The 22928-nt window shown below is 65.6% G+C and carries 25 protein-coding genes and 1 pseudogene; 16 read left to right on the top strand and 10 right to left on the bottom strand.

From position 1 onward, the window contains the following. Positions 1–292: 292 nt before the first annotated feature. Complete coding sequence (locus tag ACFTR6_RS07760) at positions 293–646, bottom strand: metal-sulfur cluster assembly factor (protein WP_253250609.1); 354 nt, start codon at positions 644–646, stop codon at positions 293–295. A 350-nt stretch (positions 647–996) separates the two neighbouring features. Continuing rightward, a pseudogene (locus tag ACFTR6_RS07755) lies at positions 997–1404 on the bottom strand (Tn3 family transposase). A gap of 401 nt (positions 1405–1805) precedes the next feature. Between ACFTR6_RS07755 and ACFTR6_RS07750 the strand changes: the two are divergent. The 3 genes from ACFTR6_RS07750 to ACFTR6_RS07740 all read left to right on the top strand — a co-directional run bounded on the left by ACFTR6_RS07750 (position 1806) and on the right by ACFTR6_RS07740 (position 2995). Continuing rightward, a complete protein-coding gene (locus ACFTR6_RS07750) occupies positions 1806–2009 on the top strand; it encodes a bacterioferritin-associated ferredoxin (RefSeq protein WP_076798617.1) in 204 nt (67 codons plus the stop codon). Further along, positions 1996–2487, top strand: a complete 492-nt coding sequence (bfr, locus tag ACFTR6_RS07745) for a bacterioferritin (RefSeq protein WP_377957450.1) — start codon at positions 1996–1998, stop codon at positions 2485–2487. The genes ACFTR6_RS07750 and bfr overlap by 14 nt, the downstream gene beginning before the upstream one ends. 136 nt (positions 2488–2623) lie before the next feature. Then, positions 2624–2995: a glycerophosphodiester phosphodiesterase gene (locus tag ACFTR6_RS07740; protein WP_377957449.1), complete on the top strand. Its 372-nt coding sequence runs from the start codon at positions 2624–2626 to the stop codon at positions 2993–2995. An 89-nt stretch (positions 2996–3084) separates the two neighbouring features. Here the strand turns inward: ACFTR6_RS07740 and ACFTR6_RS07735 are convergent, their stop codons facing one another. Then, positions 3085–3687: a GNAT family N-acetyltransferase gene (locus ACFTR6_RS07735; RefSeq protein WP_377957448.1), complete on the bottom strand. Its 603-nt coding sequence runs from the start codon at positions 3685–3687 to the stop codon at positions 3085–3087. 130 nt (positions 3688–3817) lie between these two features. Here ACFTR6_RS07735 and ACFTR6_RS07730 point away from each other — a divergent pair, with 130 nt between their 5' ends. The 3 genes from ACFTR6_RS07730 (at position 3818) to ACFTR6_RS07720 (ending at position 6722) form a co-directional block, all read left to right on the top strand. Then, the gene (locus ACFTR6_RS07730; protein ID WP_377957447.1) at positions 3818–5389 is read left to right on the top strand and encodes a serine hydrolase domain-containing protein; all 1572 of its coding nucleotides are present in this window, start codon (positions 3818–3820) and stop codon (positions 5387–5389) included. A 77-nt stretch (positions 5390–5466) separates the two neighbouring features. Beyond that, positions 5467–5898, top strand: a complete 432-nt coding sequence (locus tag ACFTR6_RS07725; protein ID WP_377957446.1) for a DUF3592 domain-containing protein — start codon at positions 5467–5469, stop codon at positions 5896–5898. A gap of 269 nt (positions 5899–6167) precedes the next feature. Continuing rightward, positions 6168–6722 carry a hypothetical protein gene (locus tag ACFTR6_RS07720; protein ID WP_377957445.1) on the top strand — a complete coding sequence of 185 codons (555 nt, stop codon included), beginning with the start codon at positions 6168–6170 and terminating at the stop codon, positions 6720–6722. Positions 6723–6750: 28 nt separating this feature from the next. Here ACFTR6_RS07720 and ACFTR6_RS07715 read toward each other — a convergent pair whose 3' ends face one another. Both ACFTR6_RS07715 and ACFTR6_RS07710 read right to left on the bottom strand, forming a co-directional pair. Further along, on the bottom strand, positions 6751–7110 hold the full coding sequence (locus ACFTR6_RS07715) for a LuxR family transcriptional regulator (protein WP_377957444.1): 360 nt from the start codon (positions 7108–7110) through the stop codon (positions 6751–6753). A 207-nt stretch (positions 7111–7317) separates the two neighbouring features. Then, a complete protein-coding gene (locus ACFTR6_RS07710; RefSeq protein WP_377957443.1) occupies positions 7318–8268 on the bottom strand; it encodes a 2-hydroxyacid dehydrogenase in 951 nt (316 codons plus the stop codon). Between the two features lie 142 nt (positions 8269–8410). Here ACFTR6_RS07710 and ACFTR6_RS07705 point away from each other — a divergent pair, with 142 nt between their 5' ends. The 10 genes from ACFTR6_RS07705 to ACFTR6_RS07660 all read left to right on the top strand — a co-directional run bounded on the left by ACFTR6_RS07705 (position 8411) and on the right by ACFTR6_RS07660 (position 17317). Then, positions 8411–8956 (top strand): gluconokinase, encoded by a 546-nt coding sequence (locus tag ACFTR6_RS07705; RefSeq protein ID WP_377957442.1) that lies wholly within the window; start codon positions 8411–8413, stop codon positions 8954–8956. A gap of 158 nt (positions 8957–9114) precedes the next feature. Further along, entirely contained in the window at positions 9115–9747 is a 633-nt protein-coding gene (locus ACFTR6_RS07700) for an RraA family protein (RefSeq protein ID WP_377957441.1), read from the top strand. A 48-nt stretch (positions 9748–9795) separates the two neighbouring features. Next, the gene (locus ACFTR6_RS07695; protein ID WP_087874470.1) at positions 9796–11145 is read left to right on the top strand and encodes an MFS transporter; all 1350 of its coding nucleotides are present in this window, start codon (positions 9796–9798) and stop codon (positions 11143–11145) included. A gap of 101 nt (positions 11146–11246) precedes the next feature. Continuing rightward, positions 11247–12050, top strand: a complete 804-nt coding sequence (locus ACFTR6_RS07690) for a LamB/YcsF family protein (RefSeq protein WP_076798626.1) — start codon at positions 11247–11249, stop codon at positions 12048–12050. A 45-nt stretch (positions 12051–12095) separates the two neighbouring features. After that, positions 12096–12869, top strand: a complete 774-nt coding sequence (locus ACFTR6_RS07685) for a carboxyltransferase domain-containing protein (protein ID WP_377957440.1) — start codon at positions 12096–12098, stop codon at positions 12867–12869. Next, entirely contained in the window at positions 12856–13884 is a 1029-nt protein-coding gene (locus ACFTR6_RS07680) for a biotin-dependent carboxyltransferase family protein (protein WP_377957439.1), read from the top strand. The genes ACFTR6_RS07685 and ACFTR6_RS07680 overlap by 14 nt, the downstream gene beginning before the upstream one ends. A gap of 92 nt (positions 13885–13976) precedes the next feature. Further along, a complete protein-coding gene (locus ACFTR6_RS07675) occupies positions 13977–14774 on the top strand; it encodes an SDR family oxidoreductase (RefSeq protein ID WP_377957438.1) in 798 nt (265 codons plus the stop codon). Positions 14775–14899: 125 nt separating this feature from the next. Beyond that, positions 14900–16072, top strand: coding sequence for a pyridoxal phosphate-dependent aminotransferase (locus ACFTR6_RS07670; RefSeq protein ID WP_157365108.1), 1173 nt, complete (start codon positions 14900–14902; stop codon positions 16070–16072). A 5-nt stretch (positions 16073–16077) separates the two neighbouring features. After that, positions 16078–16686: a TetR/AcrR family transcriptional regulator gene (locus tag ACFTR6_RS07665; RefSeq protein ID WP_377957437.1), complete on the top strand. Its 609-nt coding sequence runs from the start codon at positions 16078–16080 to the stop codon at positions 16684–16686. Between the two features lie 25 nt (positions 16687–16711). Beyond that, positions 16712–17317 carry a TetR/AcrR family transcriptional regulator gene (locus ACFTR6_RS07660; protein ID WP_087874465.1) on the top strand — a complete coding sequence of 202 codons (606 nt, stop codon included), beginning with the start codon at positions 16712–16714 and terminating at the stop codon, positions 17315–17317. A gap of 23 nt (positions 17318–17340) precedes the next feature. Here ACFTR6_RS07660 and ACFTR6_RS07655 read toward each other — a convergent pair whose 3' ends face one another. From ACFTR6_RS07655 to ACFTR6_RS07635, 5 genes are all read right to left on the bottom strand, one after another. Continuing rightward, positions 17341–17889, bottom strand: coding sequence for a hypothetical protein (locus tag ACFTR6_RS07655; protein ID WP_076798632.1), 549 nt, complete (start codon positions 17887–17889; stop codon positions 17341–17343). Then, positions 17873–18094 (bottom strand): hypothetical protein, encoded by a 222-nt coding sequence (locus tag ACFTR6_RS07650; RefSeq protein ID WP_087874464.1) that lies wholly within the window; start codon positions 18092–18094, stop codon positions 17873–17875. The genes ACFTR6_RS07655 and ACFTR6_RS07650 overlap by 17 nt, the downstream gene beginning before the upstream one ends. After that, on the bottom strand, positions 18094–19209 hold the full coding sequence (locus tag ACFTR6_RS07645) for an L-idonate 5-dehydrogenase (protein ID WP_377957436.1): 1116 nt from the start codon (positions 19207–19209) through the stop codon (positions 18094–18096). Before ACFTR6_RS07645 ends, ACFTR6_RS07650 begins: the two co-directional genes overlap by 1 nt. 1 nt (position 19210) lies before the next feature. Then, the gene (locus ACFTR6_RS07640) at positions 19211–19984 is read right to left on the bottom strand and encodes an SDR family oxidoreductase (protein WP_377957435.1); all 774 of its coding nucleotides are present in this window, start codon (positions 19982–19984) and stop codon (positions 19211–19213) included. Positions 19985–20471: 487 nt separating this feature from the next. Then, positions 20472–22451: a hypothetical protein gene (locus ACFTR6_RS07635; RefSeq protein WP_377957434.1), complete on the bottom strand. Its 1980-nt coding sequence runs from the start codon at positions 22449–22451 to the stop codon at positions 20472–20474. Positions 22452–22928: the final 477 nt, after the last annotated feature.

Raw genomic sequence — 22928 nt, 5'->3', positions numbered from 1 at the left:
CGCCAAGGCGCCTCCCAGAGGAGAGCGCTCCACGCTTGTCGACACAGATTTCTGCAAAAAGGAGCTGCGGCTGACATGCTTTCCGCATAACGTTTGACGTTGAAAAAGTGCAGGAGGCGATGTCGCCCCGCTGGGGTGCGGTTACGTCCGGCTGAGTGGTGGAGTTCGCCACCCAGCCCCGCATGGATCAATCAACCACGGCAAACCACCGAAGAGAAGCAGCCCAACTCCCGCTGGTAGCGTCCAGCCTGAAAAATCCCGCCCTCAAACCCCGGGAGCTTGTACCGGGATCCTAGAGTTTGAAGCCAAAGGTACGCATCTGTTCTCGGCCTTCTTCGGTGATTCGATCCGGTCCCCAGGGCGGCATCCAGACCCAGTTTAAACGCCATTCCTGGACAACGCCGTTCAGCGCTCTGCCAACCTGCTCCTCGATGACCTCGGCCAAAGGGCAGGCCGCCGAGGTCAACGTCATTGTGATCACCACTATGCTGCCCTGCCCATACTCAAGACTGTAAAGGAACCCGAGATCGACGACATTGGCTCCCAGTTCCGGGTCAAAAACCTCCTTGAGGGCTTCCTCCACATCCTCAAGGGGCGTCGGGACGGAGTTTGCTGCAGTTCTCGGGCTGATCTCTGTCTCAGACACTGTTCCTTCTTATGCCGTGGCACGCTGCTACCGCGTAGCGGCCGCAGCCCGGCGGGTACCCAAGGCGCCGGCCGTCCACTTCTACAGTTTCTGCAGTCTGAACCTGAAATTGAGCAACTCCCAGCAGGGTGTCGCCCCGCGAGATTCGGCTGCACGTCGGGGACAGGATCCGCGTCGAGTGTCTACAAACAGGCTCTTCCATTACGTCATGCGCTTGTCATGTAGCTCAAACACTCCTGCTACAGTCTACTGCGAAGCAAGGTAAGCCTAACCTAAGCGACCACCATCCTGTGATCATAGTTTAAAAGAGGCTCCTTGAAAACACGCGTCCTCGGCACTGCTGTCCGGGGTCAGACGAGGGTGTCGCGTACCCGTAGCGGCCGGTAGCCGGTGGGGCCGAGTTGGGCCAGGTCGCCTTCGATGTCGCCTTCGATGTCGACGTCGATGTCGACGTCGACGGCGCCGAAGAAGTTGATGTTCTCGCTGTGTGCCGGAGAGATGTGGGCAAGCACCTCTTCATCGATGCGCCGCCCGGTCCGGCGCATCGATTCCACTGCCAGGCCGTAGTATCCCGTTGTAAAGGTCACCACGGCGTTCGTGACATGCGTGAGGCACCATGCCTGTTCGGTTTATTGTTCGAGGTGACGGGCCCGGATAGTGCCTTCATGGGCGTAGAGCAGATCCCGTTTCAGGGCGTGCAGTGACTCTCCTTTATTCAGTTGCCGCGAGATCTTGCGCCGGTAGGCCGGGTCGGCCAACCAACCTCGTGCGCGAGGACCACGACATCGTGCTCGTCGCCGAACTCATGGGCCACGCCCGGCCGGAGACCACCCGCCGCCACACAAAACCATCCGAAACCGACCGCCAAACTCCATCAACACCCTCCCCACCGACCGATAAGTGCGGCGGGCACGGCAGGTTTCAGGCGTATCTGGATCCCATCCCTACTACATTCGCGTTTATGGGGCCCGGCCGCGTCGTCGGTAATGGTGTCGCCGGGCGGTCTGTTGATGTCTTCGTCGCCAGCGTGAGCGGCACAGGGCGTGCGGAGATGGCCCACAAGAGACCGATGGCTGCCCCACCGGGCGCGTGCCGCATCCCCGAATGGACAAATAGGTAAGGCTTCCCTAACCTTGGAACCCGGAGGAAGGAGGGCACCGTGATCGTCTGTCACTGCAAGGTCGTCAGCGACCGTGACATCCAGGCTGCCCTCGCTGACTGTGCCGGCTCGCTCGGGGCCGTCTGCCGCAGCACCGGGGCCGCCCAGGATTGCGGTTCCTGCATCTTTACGGTGAAGGCACTGCTGTGCCAGTATCGGGAGCAAGAACAAGCATTCCTGGAGGTCGACGGTGCAGCCAGCTAGCCCACGGATCACAGAGCTCCTCAACGACGCGCTCACCTTGGAGCTCACCGTCACGAACACCTACTTCCTCCACGCCCGGATGCTCGACAACTGGGCCCTCAGCACACTCGGCAAGGTTTTCTATGACCTGTCCATCGACGAGATGCGCGACGCCGACGACCTGATCAAACGGATCCTGCTGTTCGACGGCCATCCCAACCTACAGAAGCTGGGAGCCATCACCGTCGGAGAGACGGCGCAAGAGATGCTCTCCCTCGGGCTCGCCAGCGAGAAGGCGGCCGTTAAGCAGTTCAACGCCTCGGCGAAGGAGTGCCACGAGCTCGGTGACCATGGCACCGCCGCGGTTTTCGAGGAGATGGTCCGCGACGAGGAGAAGCACGTGGACTGGTTCGAGGGGCAGCTCGACGCGATCGAACGCGTCGGCGTCGAGGCGTACCTCGCCCAGCACATCGCGGCCGGCACCGGCCCGGAGGGCTGACCCGGCCGGCTGCCGGTCAGTCGATGCGGGAAGCGGCGCGACGTTAAGACCAAGATCGAGAAGACGGTTCCGAGACGACGGTCTGGACCGGGATACGAGCGTTCTTCATGCGTTGAGGCTTTTTGTCGGAGACGATTTGACTCCCATAGGAGCATCCGGACAGCGGTCGTCGAACGCTACCGGAACGACGACGCCCAGGGCGAAAGATACTGCCATCAAGACCAACGAGAGCAACGGCTCGTTCGGCCTGCCGTCGCACCGCGGCGGCCGCGGCGAGCGGACGGAGGAGTCGCTGGAGGCCCACGTTCCGCTCCGTCACCCGCAGATGATCGCCGAAGCCCACGAGTTCGGCCTGCCGGCGATCCCGTGGACCGTGAACACCACCGCGGACATGGCCAAGCTGATGGACCTCGGCGTGGACGGCATCATCATCACCGACTACCCCACCCGCCTGCGCACCCTCATGGCGGAACGCGGGCACAAGCTGCCGAAGGCTTACTCGCTGTAGCTTCCAGCCAGAACGTACGACGGCGGGCTGTTCCCTTATGGGGGCGGCCCGCACTTTGCGGGCGGGCCGGGAAGCAGTCCCGGAACGGGTCAGTGTTGGTCAGCTGAGTGCTGGCCGGCGCCGACAGGTCCGCCGGTCGAGACCCAGGAGCCGAGGGGCTGAACGTCGACGTCCTGGTCCTCGTCTTCCGCACCGACGATAACGAGGCCCCTGGCTTGGTAGTTGGCGAGGGCAGCTGGTCCGTCGAGGGTGCAGGTGTGGACCCAAACCCTGGTGACCGGCGGAAGTTCGAACCGTTCCGAAAGTGACCAGGCCGCCTGGATCCCGTGTTCCAGGAGGCGTCCGCCGAGGCCGCGGCCGATGGCTTGTTCCGTCAGGCCGAAGTAGCGGATCTCGATGTCCGTGCCCTGGTGGGCGGGCTTTGGGTGCAGGTGCACGTAGCCGAGGGGAACGCCTTCGCCGTAGAGGATCCAGAATTCAGCACCGGGGACACCTAGCTCGTCGGCCCATTGCTGCCTGGACCACTCGAGCCGGTCAGTCCAGTGCCATGGACCCCCGACCAGCCCGTAGAGGAACCGCGCGTACTCCGGGGACACGGCGACTGCCCGGTCCAACCGGACTTCCTCGGGAAAGGCCCGCGCCTCCTGTGTCGGCGGGGCAAGCATTTCGAGCGTGGTCGTGGTGACTCTCATCGGGTCTTCTGTCTCCTGAAGGTTCGGGGTTGCTTGGTGCAGCCGGCAATATGCGCTGTTTCCACTTATTGTCTTCTACCCGGGCTGGCCCTACCGTGAAGTCACGGACAGCCCAAGGGCAGGTGCGGCCATGCGAATTCTTCAGAGGTCATCGCGCCGCTGGCTGGTGTGCCTGCTGGCTTCAGGGCTGCTCACCGGCTCCGGCCTGCTGGCGCCGGTGCCTCCCGTGCCGCCGGAGCCTCCGCCGGTGGCAAGCGACGAGTCCTTCGCTTTGGTGGACGCCTTTCTGCAGGACCAGATGGATTCCATCGGGATTCCCGGTGCCGCGGTGGTCGTGGTCAGGGACGGCCGGCAGGTGCACGCCGCGGCTCTGGGCCGCGCCGATGACTCGGGGCGCGCGATGACTATCCAGACGCCCGTGCTGCTCGCCTCTACCAGCAAAACCCTGACCACCATTGCCGTCATGCAGCAGGTGGAGGCCGGCAGGCTGCGGCTGGACGAGCCGGTGCGGACCTACCTGCCCTGGTTCACCTTGAAGGACAGCCGTTCAGCCGCGATCACCGTCCGCCACCTGCTGCACCAGACGAGCGGCATGGCGTCCACGGACACGGCATTCGAAGCCTCCAGCGCCCAGGGGCCGGCGGCCCTCGAGGACAGCGTGCGCGCCCTGTCGGATTCCGCTCTGGCCGGAACCCCCGGTGAATCGTTCCGCTATGCGAGCGCGAACTACAACATCCTTGGCCTCCTGGTACAGACGGTAACCAACCGGCCGTTCGGGGACTACATGGAAGAGCATGTCTTCGGGCCGCTGGCCATGGCGCACAGCCACACCGCGCGGTCAGCTGCCGAGGCGGACAACATGGCGGCCGGACATTCGCTGTGGTTTGGTTCTTTCTGGCGCCAGACCGATGTTCCTGCGCCCGCCGCCGGCGTGCCCTCCAGCACCATGTACGCCTCGGCGGAGGACCTCGGGCGGGAGCTGATCGCACTCCTGAACAAGGGCCGGATCGGCAACGGCCGCATCCTCCGGCCGGAGAGTGTGGACGCCCTGCTGGAGCGGCGTACCCGGGTTGATGATTTCACGGGGTACGCCATGGGCTGGTACACCCTCTCGCTGTCGGGATCCGTCGGCCAGAGTAGCCGGGCGCTGCCGATAGTGGAGCACCAGGGCGAATGGGGCAACTCGCACACCTACGTGGCCATGGTCCCGTCCTCGGGCATCGGCCTCGCCCTGGTCATCAACGGCAATGACACGTCTGCGCCGTCGCGGCTGAGGTCAATCGATACCAACGTCCTCCGGATACTCCACGGAATTCCCCCGGAGCCCGCGGTGCTGGAGGAGGACTGGCTGCAGCGCTACAGCTGGGCGGTGGCGCTGGCGCTGCTGCTGGCGGAACTGCTGAGCCTGTACCTGGCGCTCGCCGTCCTGCGCCGCCGGTCAGCAGCGGCCCGTACCCGCTGGCTGCCCCTGGCGGGGGCAGCCGCCGCGCTCGTTCTCGACGCATTCGTGCTGTGGCTGTGCTTCATCTATGCCCCCGCCCGGTTCGATACCAAGCTGCCCGTCATTGTCTACCAGTTTCCCGACGTCGGAATCACCTTGGTCCCGGCACTCGCCCTGGCCCTCACCTGGCCACTCGCGCGGACCGTTTGGCTGCTGTCCGAGGTGCGTGCCCGCTCAGTGTCTCGATCGGCTGCTCCATAACGGCCGTTTTGCGGCGCCAAAACGGCCGTTATGGAGCAGCCGATGAACATATACTGCTGGGTGAGCTTGGGGGTCTCTTGAAAATCATGCTGTACGCCATCTGGGCGCTGTTCGTTGCCGGCGCCGCTTACTCCATCATCCACACGGTCAGAAAGACCAAGCGCCACGAACTGCGGACCGCTGACTGGCCCCGTGTGCAGGCCACCGTCACCGGCAGCCGAAACGGCTGGAGCGGCGGCACCGGCAACATGACGCGGAACCGCCGTTTCTGGCCCAGCTACCAGTTCATCGGCCCGCACGGAACGCCCTTCACCGGTGAATCCGATGTGTCGTTTGCCGAGCAGCCGGCGCCGGGATCGCCGATAGAGGTGGCATACAACCCGGCCAACCCCAACGAGTCATTCCATGTCTCCTCCCAGACGAGAACCGCGCTGGGGTGCCTGATACCGTTCTTCGCTGTCTTTGCCGTCGCCCTGTTCTGGTTCATCGGCGTCTTTCCGCTGGGCTGACCCTCTTCCCGCCACCCGCCACAGAGAACCCGGAGCAACTTTGTGAAAAAGATTCCTCGCCGCCGTATCTGGAGAGCTAAAAGGTCTCTTTGCCGCCCTGAGCCTCCTCACCATTGACCACTCGGCGGCAGATGACACAGCAACAGGGGGATTTTGTGAGTAGCACGGCACGTCTAAACTCCAGGCAATACCGGGCTGGCGGTCGCCGACAGAACATTCCGGTCGTTGCCGCTCTGCTGGCGGCCGGCCTTCTCCTGAGCGGCTGCACCGTGACGAGCGGGCCGAGGACGCCCACAACGACGGCGACCCTTGCCCCGGGTGCCTTCTCAACTCTCGATGAGGCCGGCGTGGAACAGATCAAGGCGAGCAAGACTGCGCGGCTGGACATGCGCTCCGGGACCTTGGAGAAGTCCGCCGTCAAGGTGGGCGCAGGCGAAGTTTTTGGGCCCGAGGTCAACACCAAGGGCGCAGGCAAGATCGATCTCACGATTGTGGGACCGACCGGGGAGATCACCGCGCAGACGGACAGGCTCCGCTTTCTTTCCGGGAAAACCCGGACGGACTTCAGTTCCGTCACGTACTTCCTGACCGCCGGATCCGCGGAGGAGCTCTCCGAGCTCATCCGTGACGGGGTCAAGCGCTACGGCATTGATAATGAATCCGCCGAAAACTGGATCACCTCCACCGAGCGGGATCCTGGCGGCAAGAGCGACTTCTCCATTCAGCCGGGCTACGCCACGGGCCTGTTGGTGAACTACGACCTTCGCTACGACGGTTCCAAGGACGTGCAGGTCATCATCGTCCACGTCATGCCGGTCCCCTGAACCGGGGCCTTCTGAACCCCGACTCCTCTTATCGGCTTTCGTAGGCTCCGGTTCCGGCGTCGGTCTTGCCCACCGTGAAGAGGAATGCGGAGTCCTCCTCGGCTTCGACGCTGTACAGTCCGTCCGGGACGATCAGCAGGTCCCCGGGCTTTCCCTGCCACGATGCGTCGTCGGACAGGAGCCGGATGCATCCGTGGAGGACGAAGAGGGTTGCTTCCCCGGGGTTCAGGTGCTCGCTGTGCTGGACGCCGGCCTTCATGGCAATCACTGTTTGGCGAAGTACCTTCTCATGACCGCCGAAGACGGTGTCTGCCGCCCGCCCGTTGGGAGAGGCGACGGCGGCCTCGAGCTGCTGCCTTGCCAAGGCGTCGATCGATATCTTCTGCATGGGATTACGGTACCCAGATGCCGTTCTAGTAAACGGTCTTGCCAGAACGGTATCCGGGGGCTTCCGCCGGAGCCACTGGAACCTCGGCGCCGGTTTACCAAAAACGGCCGCCTGATTGCGTTTCCAGCGGCCATTTTTGGCGATTCGTCGCGCGGCGGAGCCTGGCTTTCCGGCAGGCTCATCCAGCGGGACCCGGTTTCGACAAGTTCAGCCGGCGGCGAAAGGCCCTTCCTGGACCAGGTTTGCCGGGCGGTTGCCTGCGGCGAGGGCTTCGAGCTGGCTGGCCAGGAGCTTGACGATCCGCGGTTCGAACGCAGAGGCGTTGCCGCCGACGTGGGGTGTGATCAGCGCGTTCTCGGACCTCCACAGCGGGTGGTCACTGGGCAGCGGCTCCGGGTCCACGACGTCGAGGGCGCAGTGTAGCCGTCCGGAGAGCACCTCCGCGGTCAGGGCTTCGGTGTCCACCACGGGCCCGCGCCCCACGTTCACCACCAAAGCGCCATCCGGCAATGCGGCCAGGACTTCGGCGTTGACCAGCCTGTGCGTCGCATCGCTCAGCGGCGTCACGGCTACGAGGACATCATGCGTCGCGGCCAGGGAAACAAGATCCGCGGCGGCGTGCACCTGGCCGTACCCGTCCGAGCGGGCACTGCTGCCCACCCTCGTCAGCTCCACCTCGAACGGCGCCAGGCGCTTGGCGATTTCGTGCCCGATCCCGCCGACGCCGAGGAGCAGCACCCGGCGGTCCGCCAGGGATGGGCGGCGCTGCGGATTCCAGTTGCCCGCCTGCTGGTCCCGGACCGCGGCATCGATTCCGCGGAGTTTGGCCAGGATGAGCCCGACAGCGAGTTCCGCCGTCGCCGCAGCATGGACCCCGGCAGCGGTGGCGACGGCGGCCGCCGGACCTGCAGCCTCCGGCACACCGTCGTAACCGGTGGATTGCGTCTGGACCAGCTGAAGGTTGCTCGCCTTGGAGAGTGAACCCAGCACAGCACCCGCATTGAGGTAGGGCAGGACCACGGCGTCAATCTCCGCCAGGGCGACGTCCTCCGGGTCTGATTTGAGGTCCCACACAGCTCCCTTGATGCCCTCCGGAAGCGGCGACAGGCGGGCGAGGAGGTCCTGGTCAGGAAAGCTGACGGTGCTGATGGGAGGCATTCGGAGTCCTTTGTCGGAAGTGGCAGACCGCGGGAAAGGCTCTGTTGACCACCCGGTTCGAATCTGCGAAACTTTTCTCATATGCGATCATCATCGCATCAAGACGCAGGCGTGGCAAGGGTGCCGCCGGAAGGATCCATCAATGACGAAGACGACTTTTCCACCCATTGTGGTGATGGGCGTATCGGGCTGCGGCAAGTCAACCGTGGGCAGCCTGCTCGCCCGGCGGCTCGGCCTGACATTCATCGACGGGGACGACCTCCACCCCGCCGCCAACAAGCAGAAGATGGGCTCGGGCATTCCCCTGGACGACGCCGACCGCCACCCCTGGCTTGCCGAAATCGGCAGGACCCTTAGGGACGGCGCCGGTGACGGCAGCGGCATCATCGTGGCCTGCTCCGCCCTCAAGCGCCGCTACCGCGACCAACTCCGGGCCGCAGCGGGCGAGGTGCTGTTCCTGCACCTGACGGGCAGCGCCGAAACGCTGACCAGCCGCGTGGCCGGCCGGCAGCACGAGTTCATGCCGGCAGCCATGCTGACTTCCCAGCTCGCCGCGCTTGAGCCCCTCGAGTCCGACGAACCGCACATCCTTTTGGACATCCGAGAGTCCCCCGCCACCCTCGTGGAGCAGGTGCGCCTGGCGCTAACGAACGACGGCGGCACCACCGCCAGTCGGTCAGTCGCCTAATCAAAACCCCTCGCAGGCCCCGCCCGCAACCTTTTACATCCCGGAAACAGAAAAGGGTTGACGGATGGAAAAAGAAACGCGAAACTTTTCTCATATGTGATTGGCATCTCAAGTACCGCCAGTGCATTCCACCCTCCAGAACCAAAGGCTGAACCCCCATGGCAACAACGCTCGAACTCACCGTCCGCACCGCGCAGTGGACCCGCCCGTCCCGTGAGCTGGTCAAGGCCTTCGAGAAGTTCCCGGTGGCCAACATCGGCGACGCGATGGAACGCCTCGGCCTCGTGGACGGCAACATCAACCCCGTCTGGTCCGGCGCACGCTGCGTCGGCTCGGCACTCACGGTCCTGGGTGCGGCGGGCGACAACGCGGCCGTCATCGAGGCGCTGAACTACATCGAGCCCGGCGACGTGGTGGTGATCAACGGATTCGGCCACGAGCACCGCGCACTGGTGGGCGAGCAGCTGTCCCAGCGCTTCGAGGCCGCCGGCGCCACCGGCGCCGTCATCGACGGCTACATCCGCGACCGCGCCACCATCACCGAAATCAAGTTCCCGGTCTTCGCCCGGGGCACCACCCCCGCAGGCCCGTTCAAGAACGGCCCCGGCGTCATCGGCGAACCGGTGGCCATCGGCGGAATCGTCTGCTCCCCCGGCGACATCGTCGCCGCCGACGACGACGGCGTCGTCATCATCCCCCAGGCCCGCGCCGCGGAAATCCTGGAACGCGTTATCGAAGTCGCCGCGCACGAGGCCGAAATGACGGCCGAAGTCACGCGCGAATACAGCTAATCCAAGCTTCTCCCGCAACAGGGACCCTCCTAGACTGAGAGAACTCCTATGACTAATTCATCGACGGATTCAGTGGACCTCAACACCGCTCAAGTACAGGTCGTCACAGCTGACGGCAAGATGGTGCGCAAGGCAACCTTCGCCGGCACCATGGGCTCCTTCGTGGAGTGGTACGACTATGGCATCTACGGCCTCCTGACAACGTACCTGGCCATCAACATCATGGGCTCGAAGGACCTCGGCTCCCTGCTGCTGACGAACGTCGGCTTCCTGGTGAGCTTCCTGGCCCGCCCGTTCGGCAGCGTCATCTGCGGCTATCTTGGCGACAAGCTGGGACGAAAGAACCTGCTCGCCATGCTGCTGCTGCTCATCTCGGGCGCCACCGCCTGCATCGGCCTCATCCCGTCCTCGTCCGTCATCGGCTGGGCCGCACCGGCGCTGCTGATCCTCTTCCGCATCCTGCAGGGCTTCTCCGCCGGCGGTGAAGTGGCCGGCGCCATGGCCTTCGTGGGCGAGTATGCCCACAACCGGCACCGTAACTTCAGCATGAGCTTCATCGCCGTCGGCTCCTTCTGCGCCCTCCTGTTCGGCAGCGCACTGTCCGCAACACTCATCACCACCCTCGGCGACGCCACCATGGAAAGCTGGGCGTGGCGCATCCCGTTCCTGTTCGCCCTGCCGCTGGGCTACATCGGCTACTACATCCGCTCCAAGATGGAAGACACGCCGCACTTCGACGCACTGCGCAAGCGCAATGAGGTGGAGCGTAACCCGCTGCGTGCAGCCCTGACGTCCAAGCGCCACCTCAAGGCCATCGCGCTGACCATCTTCCTCCCGGCAGTCAACGGCCCCGGCTACTACCTGCTCTTCGCCTACATGCCCACCTACCTGAAGACCCAGCTGGGCAGCGGCAACAACTTCAGCATGGTCCAGGCCCTGACCGTGACCGCCTTCAGCCTGATCGCCATCATCATCTCGATCCCCCTCATGGCCCGCCTCTCCGACCGGATCGGCCGCAAGCCCGTGCTGGCACTCTCCGCGGTCCTCATGGCGGTGGTGTCCTACCCGATGTTCGCGATGATCACCACCGGCAACATGGTCCTGGCCTGCGTCGCCACCGTAGTTATGGCCATCGCCTTCTCCGGTCACGCCGCGGTTGTCCACACGGTCCTGACCGAGATGTTCCCGACCACCGTCCGCTACTCCGCCTACAGCATCGGGTTCAGCATCAGCACCATCATCTTCGGCGGCAGCGCCCCGCTGGTCATGACCGAGATCATCAAGGCAACGGGCAACAGCATGGTCCCCGCCTACGCCGCCATCGGCACCGCCATCATCACCCTGGTGTCCGTGTTCTTCCTGAAGGAAACCAAGGGACTGCCGCTGCAGACGCACTAGGCAACAACTGCAAAAACGTACGACGGCGGCCTGCCGCCCTAGCCGGCCGGCCGCCGTCGTCGGACTACAAGCACCACAATCTGAACCACCGGGAGCAAACCTTGAGCATCAATTCAGTGGCCGTCGTCGCAGACCTCGGCGAAAGCTACGGCAATTACACCATCGGCGACGACGAAGCCCTCCTGGGCCTGGTCACGGCCTCCAACATTGCGTGCGGCTTCCATGCCGGCGATCCGCGCGTCATGGATGCCACGGTGAAGTCCTGCGTGGAGCGCGGCATCGAACTCGGCGCGCACCCCGGCTACCCCGACCTGGTGGGCTTCGGCCGGCGCCTGATCGAGGCCAGCGAAGAGGAAATCCGCACCGACGTCCTCTACCAGATCGGTGCGCTGGACGCCTTCGCCCGCATCCACGGCGGCAAGATCAGCCACGTGGCCCCGCACGGCCGGATGGGCAGCATCGCCCAGACCGACGCCAAGCACGCCCGCGCCATCACCGATGCCATCAAGGCCTACGACCCCTCCTACATCGTGATCTGCCAGAACGGTCTGCTGGCCGATGAGTCCCGCAAGCGCGGCCTCGAGGTGGGCTACGTGTTCCTGGCCGACCGCGGCTACGGCGAGGACGGCATGCCGGTCTCCCGCAACACCGAGGGCGCCCTCCTGCACGACCCCGAGGAAATCGGCCGCCGCGTGGTCCAGGTGGTCACCGAAGGCACCGTCCGCGCCGTCACTGGCAAGGTGGTTCCGCTCGGGCACGACGCCGACGTGGTCCTCCTCCACGGCGACCATCCGCAGGTCCTCGAGAACGGCACCGCGCTCCGCAAGGCGCTCGAGGCCGCCGGCATCACGGCCACCGGCCTCCAGGAAGTCCTCGCCGAGAAGGCACGCCGGGCCGCTGCCTAGTTTTTAACCTTCACCATCTGCACACCTGATACAAACCAAGGAACCATGAACACCCAGCCAGCGCCCGAGCAGCCGACGCAACGATTATTCGAGATCGAGGCGACACCGTTCGGCGACTCGGCGCTGATGCTGAAGGCGGCTTCCGGCACGGCGGAAGAACGCCAGGCCGGAAGCCGCCGGCTGCGCGAGCTGGTGTTCGAACTGCAGCCGCACGGGCTGCTGGACGTGGTGGCCGGCGTGGATTCGGTGCTGGTGGAGTTCGACTGCCTGGCCGTCAGCCACGGCCAGCTCGCGCAGACCATCCGGCTGGCCGCTGCGGGCAGCGCTGCTGCGGGCGGCGCCCCGGGACGCTCTCCCGAATTCTTCGAGATCCCGGTAGTGGTCAGTGAGGCCTTCTCCCCCGACCTTCCCGGCGTCGCGGACGAGCTGGGCATCAGCCAGGAGGCCGTGCTGGGGATCCTGGAGACCACGGAGCTCTCCATCAACCTGCTCGCGTCCGCGATGGCTCCGATGATGGGGACCCTCCCGTTCCCCGGCCAGGTCAGCCGCTGCCGGGAACCGCGCACCAACGTGGACCCTGGATCGCTGATGGTGGCCGGAACCAGCGCCATCATCCAGCCCTTCCCCGGCCCGAGCGGCTGGAAAGTCATCGGCCGCACCCCGCTGACCGTGTGCGACATCCGGGAAGACCCGGCCACGTCCTACATCCCGGGTGACCGCGTGCGTTTCCGGGTCATCCCGGAAAGCGACTGGGACGCGCTCGAAGGCCGGTTCCTCCGGGCATCAACTTCCAGGGAGACCACCGATGGCAACCGCTGAACTCACTGTTGGACTGAAGATCCGGGAGGCCGGCTGGCTTTCGACATTCCAGGACCTTGGACGGGAACACTCCGAGTACATGGGCGTGCCCTGCGGAGGCGCGGCCGACCAGCATTCCGCGTCGGTGGCCAACATCCTCGTGGGGAACCTCCGTTCCGCCACGTGCATCGAGATCATGGGCGGCAGGTTCAGCTTCATTCCAGACGCTCCGGTGCTGCTCGCCGTCACCGGCGCCCCTGCGGACGTGACCGTCAACGGGGGGGCCGCCGCGATGTGGGAGCCGGTCTGCGTCCCCGCCGGCGCGCGGGTGCTCATCGCCAATGCCCGGGGCGGTATGCGCAACTACCTGGCCTTCAGCGGGTCCCTCGCCACCGGACTCTTCATGGGCAGCGCCGCACCGGAAGCGCGCATGGGCTTTCCGCAGCAGATCGGCGTCGGGCAGGATCTTCAGCTCACCAGCAGCTATGCGGGGTTTGAGCATCCCTACCTGTCCCAGCCCCTCTTCCGGCTGCCCGTGCCCGTCCCGTCCTTCAGCCCGGGCACATGGCGCATCGACATCGTCGAGGGCCCGGAAACGGCCGCCGCACCCGGCATCACGGACCTGCTGGCCTCCCGCGAATACACCGTCACCGCCAAATCGAACCATGTGGGCCTGCGGCTGGACGGCCCCGTGGTCCATCCGGAGGGACTCGGCGAAATCGTGTCTCACGGCGTCCCCATCGGCGCGTTCGAGATCCCGCACGGCGACGAACTCATCATTCTGGGCCGGTACCGGACGCTTACTGCCGGCTACCCGATCGTCGCCTTCGCCACCAAGGCATCCCTGCCGATGCTGGCCCAGGCCCGCCCCGGCCAGAAGATGACTTTCCGCTGGGTCAGCAACGACGAAGCGGTCGCAAGCTACCGCGAACAGCAGCGTCTGCTCGCCGCCCTCGAGGACCGGGTCCGCAGCCTGTTCTCCGCCGTCCGGCTACCGCACGCGTCCGTGCTGGCCGCCACCCCAGCCGCGGCCTGAGCCCGACAAAGGGGCGCTTGACCCAGCCAACCAAAAGATGAGAAACTTTTCTCATATGAAGCATCAATCTCACTGCATTTAGGAGCGGTAAAGTGGCACTTCTCGAAGGCAAGGTGGCCGTAGTCACCGGTGCAGGCACCGGCATGGGGCGCTCCACCGCCGCACTTCTCGCCGCCGAGGGCGCGAGCGTGGTCCTGGTGGGCCGGCGCAGTGAGGTGCTCGACGACGTCGCCTCCGCCATCACAGCCGACGGCGGGCACGCGATCGTCAAGGCCGCCGACATCTCGTCGAAGGCCGAGGTCGACGCCCTCATCGAGGACGTCCGCTCCTCGCTTGGTCCCGTGGACATCCTGGTGAACAACGCCGGCAGCGCCAGCAAGGTTCTCAACGTCCGCTGGATCAGCCAGGAGGAATGGAACGAGGTCCTGGACGTCAACCTCAACGCCGTCTACCTCCTCACCCAGGCCGTCCTGCCGGACATGCTCTCCCGGAACACCGGCACCATCATCACGGTCTCCTCGCTGGCGGCTGTGAACCCCAACCTCCTGGGCGGCGCCGCGTACGGCGCGGCCAAAGCAGCCGTCCGGAATTTCATGACGTACCTGCACAACACCTTCCGCAACGAGGGGCTGCGCGCCGTCACCATCCTTCCCGGTGAAACCGCCACCCCCATCCTGGACAACCGGGCACGCCCGCCGCACGCTGAGGAACGCGACGCCATGGTCCAGCCCGAGGACGTGGCCCGCGCCATCCACCTAGTGGCCACGCTGCCGCAGCGCACCGTGGTCCAGGAACTGATCATCGCCCCAACCGTGCAGCGCGACACCTCGGGAGACATCGAAATCAGCCGCTGGACCGGCGCCCCCGCCGAGGACATCCCCCAGCGATGAAGCGCCGCCGCATCTCCGTCGCCACGGCAGCCGTCTCCACGTCCCCAAACACCGCGTCTTCGAACACCAGGGGCGCCGCCGCCGTCGCCCCATCAACCCATCCCTCTACTTCAGGCAGGACCACCATGACCCTCGAACCAGCCGCCACCCTCGTCAGCGCCTTCCAGCCCTCGGAGGCCGTGCTGCGCGTCCAGCGCACGTCCCTGCGCGTCCAGCAGCCGCAGTCCAAGGGGGACCTCGTATCCCTGGCCATGGGCGAACCGGACTTCGACACCCCCGCCCAGGTGCGCGCCGCGGCCGCACAGGCCCTGGAAGAGGGCCACACCCACTACTCGCCGCTGCTCGGCGAGCAGGTGCTTCGCGAGGAGCTGGCCGCCCGTATCGGCCGGCTCCTCGACGGAGTGGCCAGCCCGGGCAACGTGCTCATCACCCAGGGCGGAACCGCCGGCCTCTCCGCCGCGATCCTCGGCATCGTCAACCCCGGCGACAAGGTCGTCATCCCGGACCCCACCTACTCCCTCTATGCGGACCTGGTGAGCATGGCCGGCGGCACCATCGTTCCGGTGCCGCTCGCTGAGGACCTGCACTGGGATCTGGAAGCACTGGCCACGGCACTGGAAGGCGCCAAGCTGTTCGTCTTCTGCAACCCCTCCAACCCGACGGGTATCGTCCACTCCCGCCGCGAGCTCGAGGCCCTTGCCGACATGGTGGCCGGCACCGAGACCCTCGTGCTGTCCGACGAGGCCTACAGCGACCTTGTCTACACACCGGAGCCCTTCGTCTCCGCCCTGGAAATCGAGGGCCTGCGCGGCCGGACCATCTACTGCCAGACGTTCTCCAAGAGCTATGCCATGACCGGGTGGCGCGTAGGCTACCTGTGGGGCCCGTCGGAGGTCATCGCCTCGGCCGCCCGCGTCCACAACACGTTCAACGGGTCCATGAACACCGCTGTCCAGCTCGCCGCCCTGACCGCCCTGAAAACCTGCGGCCCGGACATCGAGCGCATGCACGCCTCGTATTCGGAGCGCCGGGAGCTGATGGCCAGCGGCCTGCGCAAGATTCCCGGACTCACCGTCAGTTCACCGGAAGGCGCCTTTTACCTCTTCCCCAAGTACGACGTCGACCTTCCGGCGGCACAGATGGTGGCGCACCTGCGCGACTTCGGCGTTGCGGTCCGTCCGGGCAGCGAATTCGGCCGGAACGGCGAATTCCACCTCCGCCTTTCGTACGCCGCCAGCGCCGAAGCCATCACGGCCGGCGTCGAACGCCTGGCGGCCGGCCTGGCCGCCCTCCGGTAACCGCGATGACGGTCGCCGATCCCGCCGCGGGGCTCCGCCCCGACACGCTCCGGAGCCGGACGCTCCTGGTCAACGCCGCCGGCGCCCTTTTCGGCGCCGGCTCGTCGGCGTCCATGGCCGACGTGGCCGCCGAGGCAGGCATTTCCACCGCCACGGCGTACCGCCATTTCGCATCGGTGGATGACGTGCTGGCAGCGTACCGCTTCGAGGTGGGGCGCGAGCTGCTGACGTTCAGCGCTGCGCAGGAAGCGCAGGGCTACGAACTGCTCGAGCTGGTCTGCCGGAAATGGGTCCAGCTGGTGGTTCAGCACGGCGGCTCGATGGTCCACACACGCTCCGCCGAAGGCTACCTTGCCCGCATGCGGGACAGCGCCTACTACCTCACCGTGCAGGCCGACGCGCTGGCACGGCCGCTGGAGGAGGTCACCCGCGCCCTCGGAGTGGAGGGCCAGGGCGACGAGGCACTGTTCCTGTGGAACGTCTTCTTCGACCCGCGTGAAATCTTCGACCTCATTGGGAGCCTCGACCTGACGGCTGTCCAGGCGTCGGAGCGGCTGGTCCGTACCTTCACCGCGGCCCTCAAAGGATGGGCCGCCGCAAAGGCCCTAAGCTAGGTGAGTACCGAGAGGGGACCCAACCATGCGTAGCGACACCCAGCGCAACCGACGACAACTCGTAAAGGCCGCGGGCCAGCTCTTTGCTGCCCGGCGGGGTCCCATCAGCATGACCGACATCGCCAAGCATGCGGAGATTTCAACTGCCACGGCGTACCGCCATTTCCCCTCGGTCGAGGACGTCCTGGCGGAGTACCGCTTCGGCGTGGGTGAAAAGTTGCGGGACTTCAGCCTCAAGCAGGACGCCACGGGGCTGGAACTGCTGACCGCCGTCAGCCGCAAATGGGTGGACCTGGTCACCAGGCACGGCGGCGCCATGCTCTACACCCGTTCCGGTGAGGGCTACCTGGCCCGCTTGCGCAAAGGTGCTTTCTACCTGACCGTCCAGGCGGAGGCTCTCGAACGGCCGCTCCGCGAAACCTGCGACGAGCTCGGCCTCGAGCCGCTCGGCGACGAGGCGATGTTCCTCTGGAACATCCTGTTCGACCCCCGTGAAATCCTCGACCTCATCAACACCGTCGGCCTGACGAAGGACCAGGCAACGGAGCGCCTCGTCGCCGCACTCAAGGGTGCCATGACCGGCTGGAGCGCCGACCGCTCCCGCGCGGAAAGCCCCGCTTCCGACGGGTAGGACGTCTTTTCTGCATTGAAACTTCAGGCGCGGAAGTTTTCCGTGCGCAGTCCCGTTCCGCGCGTTAGCTCGCGCAGCCGCTCGGCCGTTACGGCCGTCAGTGCGGCAATCCGGAAGACGTCCATTTTCCCGCTCCGCAGGACATCGACGACGTCGGCCCGCAGCTGCCGCTCGGCACTTTCCTTTTCTTCCTCCACCGCCCGCAGCTGTTCCGCCAGGGCGGACAGCACGGCAACATGCTGCTCCCGGGAGAGGTCCGGAGCGTACGAGTCAGAGTAGGCACGGCCGAGCTTCTTCACCTCGGTCAGCTTCAGCCCGGTGGTGGCGGCAATGGCCGCTGCCGGCACACGGCCCGTCAGGGCCGCACCGATGGCTTCATTCCTCTGGTTCAGGAGGGTGCGCAGCCGGCTCTGCCGGTGGGCGCGCGACATCCTGGCCGCTGCAAGCCGCTGTTCGGCTTCCGTGTACCCACTGGCAACTGCGCCCACGGCAGCGCCGCCCAGGGCTGTACGGCCCTGGGCGGCACTGATCCGGACGGCGCGGCGGGGCCGTGCCTCAGGAACGTAGGTCACGTCTGCGGAGGCCTTCGAGCAGTTTCCACTGTGCGGCGGTGTTGCGGAAGGCCGGCATGACAGTGCCCTCCAGGAGGCGGCGGCGTCCGCCTTCCTCGCCCGCAGGTTCCCACATGCCGCTGACCGGGCAGTGGTTGCCGGTCACTGCTGTTACCCGTTCCCGGCCGGCAGGTGCGCCCGGCGTGGTGCCCATGCTGTGCAGCATCAGTTCTCCCCTGTGTCCGTGACTGAGTTGTCCGTGCCGGCGGCACGGGTGCCGCCGGCATTCAAGTCGGCCGTGAACCGCAGGAGCACCTTTCCCGAGCGGCTGGCGTCCTTCGCGGTGGTGAATGCCTCAAGGGCCTCGTTGAAGTCATACTCGTGCGTGACCACGGGCTCCACGTGCAGGCTCCCGTCGGCCAGGGCGGCGAGGACCTCGTCCATTTCGCCGTTGAAGCGGAAGGAGCCGAGAAGGTCCAGTTCACGGGTGATGGCGAGTGAGATGGCCACCGGCTGGGCCCCGCTCGGGAGCAGTCCGACCATCACCACCTTGCCGCCGCGCATCGTTCCGCGGATCGCCGAGTCGAGCCCGCGGTGGTTCCCGGACGATTCAACGGTGACGTCGGCTTCCACGGCGGCGATAGCATCGGCGTCGGACGCCAGGATGGTGCCGGTGGCACCCACCAGGCGCGCCCGCTTCAGCGGCTCCTCATGAACGTCGACGGCGACAATTTCCGTCGCGCCCGCACGCCTGAGGACGGCGACGGCGAGGCAGCCGATGGGCCCGCAGCCAATCACCAGGGCGCGCTTGCCCCGGACGTCGCCGGCGCGGGCGACCGCATGCCAGGCGACGCTGGCAGGCTCTGCCAGGGCGGCCGCCCGCAGCGTCAGCCCGTCGGGCAGGGGGCGGAGCATCCGGGCGGGCAGTGCCGCGTACCGGCTGAATGCGCCCTGGGTGTGGGGGTACCGGGCTGCGCTGCCGAGGTAGGTGCACCCCGGGGACAGGTTGGGACGGTCCTGCGGATAGCGGGCGCCGTCGCCGCCAGGTGTGGCCGGATGGACGGCGACCCGAGTGCCTGCTGCCGGACCCGACCCGTCGGCCGCCGCCTCGGTGACTGTGCCCACCACTTCATGTCCCAGCACCAGCGGCTCCCGAAGGATCGACTCACCGGCGGCCCCGTGCAGCCAGTAGTGCAGGTCGGACCCGCAAATCCCGCCGTAGGCGATTTCGACGACGGCTTCGTCGGTCCGCGGTTCCGCCGGCTCCACCGGATCCAGGCGCAGGTCTTCGACGCCGTGCACTACGAGTGCCGCTCCTGACGTCATGGTTTCCCCGCTCATCTCAGACCACCGCCGTCATTCCGCCATCGATGAAGATGGTCTGTCCGTTGACGTACGCCGAAGCATCAGAGGCAAGCCACTGGACCGGACCCATGAGGTCGTGCACGGTTCCCCACCGGCCGGCCGGGGTCCGCTTGCAGATCCAGCTGTTGAATTCCGGATCGTCCACCAGGGCCTGCGTCATCTCGGTGTGGATGTAGCCGGGTGCGACGGCGTTGACCTGCAGCCCCGCGCCCGCCCATTCAGCGGTCATGGCGCGCGTCAGGTTCCGCAGGCCTCCCTTGGCCGCGGTGTAGGCCCCGATGGTCGGGCGTGCCAGGTCCGACTGCACGGAACCGATGTTGATGATCTTGCCCCGGGCCCGCGGCAGCATTCGGCGCGCTACCTGGCGGCCCACCAGAAAGGCGCTCGTGAGGTCGGTGTTGATAACCCGGTTCCAGTCCTCGAGCGCGAGGTCCAGCAACGGGACCCGGTGTTGGATTCCCGCGTTATTGACCAGAATGTCCAGCCCGCCGAGGTTCTCCTCGATATGGGAAATGCCTTCCGCGACGGAGTCCTCGTCCGTGATGTCGAAGGCCACTGCATCGACGCGGTCCGGGCCGAAGCGCTCGGCGAAATCCTTGTGCGTCCGCTCCAGCCGTTCGGCGTCGAGCCCGTGCAGCACCACGCTGGCACCGGCCGCGGCCAGGCCGCCCGCCAATGCCTGGCCGATGCCCCGGGAGGAGCCGGTGACGAGTGCGCGGCGCCCCGTCAGATCAAAAGGGGTAGTGTTCATCAGCGCTTCCTTCATGCCTGCCTCGTAAGGCGCCGCGCTTCCCTGCAGCGGCGAAATTTGGTTCTTTCCCAGCCTATGCGGGGGTTTAGTTAAATACAAGAATTTTTTCTCATTTGAGTATATATTCTTGCCGCTATCCACCTCGCCAGCGGTGCGCCGGCCGCTTTATGTCCGCCCCGGGGGTAACGAGTTCACGTACATCAACTACAGTCCCGACCCCGAGAATCCGGTGACAGGCAAGACCTTCACGGCATCGACGGCGGCATCGAGGACCCTTGCGGAATTCGAGGACGATGGAGATCGATCTCTGCGCAGCGCTCAGGTAGTTGGCGGCAGGACAGACATGACAGCGGCCCCACCGGACGGAAGGAGTCCGGCGGGACCGCTGTCATTCGCCGCGCCTCCTGCGCGGGCAAAAAGTAGCTCGCAGTTGTTGTCGTTTTCGAGCGTCAAAACGACAACAACTGCGAGCCAGTTGGGGTCCGGTTCATGTTTCGCGAGTCCCCTTCAGCCGAAGCAACCAAGCCTTCAGCTGAGGGGTGTCCGGAGCTATCAGGACCCGCTGTTCAATGCTTTTCCGGAGCCCCTCGACGAAATCGCCGGCGTCAGCATCGAGTGCACCTGCACCTGGCACAGCCGCCTTGAGCCACTCGTCGTCAATTTCCTCAGGGGATTCGACGCCGGCCTGCACCAGCGCGCCCACCACTTCCACCCGGTACGGATGAACCGCCAAGGAGTCCCCCTCGGCGCGTACAGCCTGGGCCCTCCGGACGAGCGCAGCCAGCCTGCATAGCCGCTTAAGCACCAGCGGACTCACCTTCAGGTAGGCGCTAATGCCACTCTGCCCCACTTCCTTCTGGTACAGGTCGCCTGGCCTTGCGATGCCGGCTTCGCGCAGGCGCTTCTCGTAGGGCTCGAACGCTTCCAGCTTCCAGAAGTCCCCCCGTGGCTTCACGCCGAGGAATTCAAGGAAGCCCTTGTCCTTTCGTAGCACCTCAAACTCCGGGTCCTTCCGTGCCCAGTCCCTCCATTCCTGATCGACAAATGCGTAGCGGAGCCTCTCCTGCACTTCCTTTCGGCCGTTAACGCCTTCCCTCCTGGCAAGGCTGCAAGCCGCACTGTAGGCGGTTCGGGGCGCTATCGAAGCGTGTGCCTCGTCATACAGGCCCCTGTAAGACTCAACAGGCGTGCCCGGAACTCCTAGGGTATGCAGGTCGTAGTACACCAGCGCGGCGTCCAGACGAATCGAGTGGGCCAGCGGTACAGGCAGGGGCATTCGCTTCCTCGGCGCGAGTTCCTGCAGCAAGTCCAGGGCGATCTTTTGTGCAGTCGGTCCCAACTGGAGGAAATCGTTCCCCTTCCGTGGCAGGTTGAAAACGATTCTGATAAAAGTCAGCTCAACACGGTAGAGCAGGCCAGTGAGGGCGGTTTCTCCGGGAACGATTTTCCCGTTGATGTCCTCGGCCCTTTGCAGCAGCCAGTCGGCGTATTGCCGGATTTCCGCCTGCTCGGTGCTCTTGCGGTACATCCTGTTCTGGAAGGCAACCTCGACGAGCAGGCTGCCGGGGTCGTCTTCCACGGCAGCGCCGAGCATTTTCCTGGCCTGTTCGTCCTCGACTCCATGATCGGATCCTATGCAGTGCCATCCAAGACTCCGCCAACTGGTGGTGCCGCACAGTCCCTCGAACCCGTGATGCTTTCCGGCCAGTGTCACGAGGATGAACGCGGCAGCCATTTTGTGCAGATCAAGGGTTGCATCAGTCCCGCTCTTGGCCTGTGCATCCTGTCCTGCCGGGGTTCCCGCCGCCTTGCCGGCAGGCAGGCCAAGTGTTGCCCTGTCGATGTTCGCCGCCCCTACGCCCAAACCATTGCGGGACATGGCAACGGTCACCGAGTTGTCATTTCCGGACGCCACCACGGCGCGCCACGGTGTGACATTGAAGACGTAGGCCAGAATCTTTTGCAGTGCAGCCAGAACCTTATTGGTGAACATTACGGTCAGCACGCCGTTGCCCAGGTCAGTGGTGTCGGAACCTTCAGGAACCTCCATCCCGCGCGGCGGCTCGGAACCAAGCTCCAGCAGCAGAGCACCGACGCGTGACACATCAACCTTCCGGGTGTCGCCCTCCGGGTCGCGCACGTCCAGGGCTATCCGCAGCCTGCTGCTGAAATAGAGGGCCAGCGCGAGCGAGCCGGCCAGTGCCAGCAGGCCTGCAAGTGCCACTTGTATCTGCGTCCCGACCGCGAAAACGCCTTTGTCGTCGGCAAGCGACTTCACTATTGCGCACGAGCCCACAACGATGACCGCGAGCCCACCGAGAACCAAGGCAGCGCGGTAACCCGGCTTGATCTTGACCCAAGGGATTTTCGGCAAGTAAACCAGCAGCCGTCCAAGGAAGAGAAAGGCGGCGACCAGCCCAAGCAAACCAAGTCCAGCGCCGGTCGCTGGGTTAAGCACATTCTTCACGAACCCGTCCCAGCCAACGTTCAGGTCCTGAACGATGTTGGTGGGGGGCGTCGTAGCTGGAGATTGCTGCCGAGTCTTGGCTACCGCCGCGAGCCGCTGTTCCTCGCAGGCCGTTGTGGCGGTCAGGGAGGGACTGCGTCCCTGGCCCCGGACCTTTTCGATCAGGGCGAGAGCCTCCTCGGGCTTGTTGCCAGCCGTCAGCCCGGCGGCCTCTCCGCACAGAAAACTGATGCTGTCCGTTGCTGCCGGAGCGGAAGTCGCCGCCGGGCCGGAAGTCGGGGCAGGCGAGAGCGTTGAACCGGAAGTCGGCGTGGGTGTGGCTGCTGCTGCAACTGCGGCGGCACTGCCGGGAACTGAAGCGCTTCCCGTCAGCACTCCCACCGACAGGCAAAGTCCGGCCGATCCCAGCAGCACACCTAATGTCAGGGCCCTGCCTCCGGGCAGAAGGCGTCGTTCAGACCCGGTTCTTGAAGTCGC

The organism is Arthrobacter sp. NPDC057009 (assembly GCF_042673905.1).
Classification (GTDB): Bacteria; Actinomycetota; Actinomycetes; order Actinomycetales; family Micrococcaceae; genus Arthrobacter.
This window is presented reverse-complemented; position numbering and strand designations above follow the sequence as displayed.

Bases quoted from the DNA above. Each gene is read 5' to 3' on its own strand.
- ACFTR6_RS07650 (WP_087874464.1), bottom strand. From the start codon at position 18,094: ATGCTGCACAGCATGGGCACCACGCCGGGCGCACCTGCCGGCCGGGAA.
- ACFTR6_RS07705 (WP_377957442.1), top strand. From the start codon at position 8,411: ATGACGAAGACGACTTTTCCACCCATTGTGGTGATGGGCGTATCGGGC.
- ACFTR6_RS07710 (WP_377957443.1), bottom strand. From the start codon at position 8,268: ATGCCTCCCATCAGCACCGTCAGCTTTCCTGACCAGGACCTCCTCGCC.
- ACFTR6_RS07645 (WP_377957436.1), bottom strand. From the start codon at position 19,209: ATGAGCGGGGAAACCATGACGTCAGGAGCGGCACTCGTAGTGCACGGC.
- ACFTR6_RS07700 (WP_377957441.1), top strand. From the start codon at position 9,115: ATGGCAACAACGCTCGAACTCACCGTCCGCACCGCGCAGTGGACCCGC.
- ACFTR6_RS07685 (WP_377957440.1), top strand. From the start codon at position 12,096: ATGAACACCCAGCCAGCGCCCGAGCAGCCGACGCAACGATTATTCGAG.
- ACFTR6_RS07660 (WP_087874465.1), top strand. From the start codon at position 16,712: ATGCGTAGCGACACCCAGCGCAACCGACGACAACTCGTAAAGGCCGCG.
- ACFTR6_RS07715 (WP_377957444.1), bottom strand. From the start codon at position 7,110: ATGCAGAAGATATCGATCGACGCCTTGGCAAGGCAGCAGCTCGAGGCC.
- ACFTR6_RS07665 (WP_377957437.1), top strand. From the start codon at position 16,078: ATGACGGTCGCCGATCCCGCCGCGGGGCTCCGCCCCGACACGCTCCGG.
- ACFTR6_RS07680 (WP_377957439.1), top strand. From the start codon at position 12,856: ATGGCAACCGCTGAACTCACTGTTGGACTGAAGATCCGGGAGGCCGGC.
- ACFTR6_RS07640 (WP_377957435.1), bottom strand. From the start codon at position 19,984: ATGAACACTACCCCTTTTGATCTGACGGGGCGCCGCGCACTCGTCACC.
- ACFTR6_RS07670 (WP_157365108.1), top strand. From the start codon at position 14,900: ATGACCCTCGAACCAGCCGCCACCCTCGTCAGCGCCTTCCAGCCCTCG.
- ACFTR6_RS07730 (WP_377957447.1), top strand. From the start codon at position 3,818: ATGCGAATTCTTCAGAGGTCATCGCGCCGCTGGCTGGTGTGCCTGCTG.
- ACFTR6_RS07735 (WP_377957448.1), bottom strand. From the start codon at position 3,687: ATGAGAGTCACCACGACCACGCTCGAAATGCTTGCCCCGCCGACACAG.
- ACFTR6_RS07695 (WP_087874470.1), top strand. From the start codon at position 9,796: ATGACTAATTCATCGACGGATTCAGTGGACCTCAACACCGCTCAAGTA.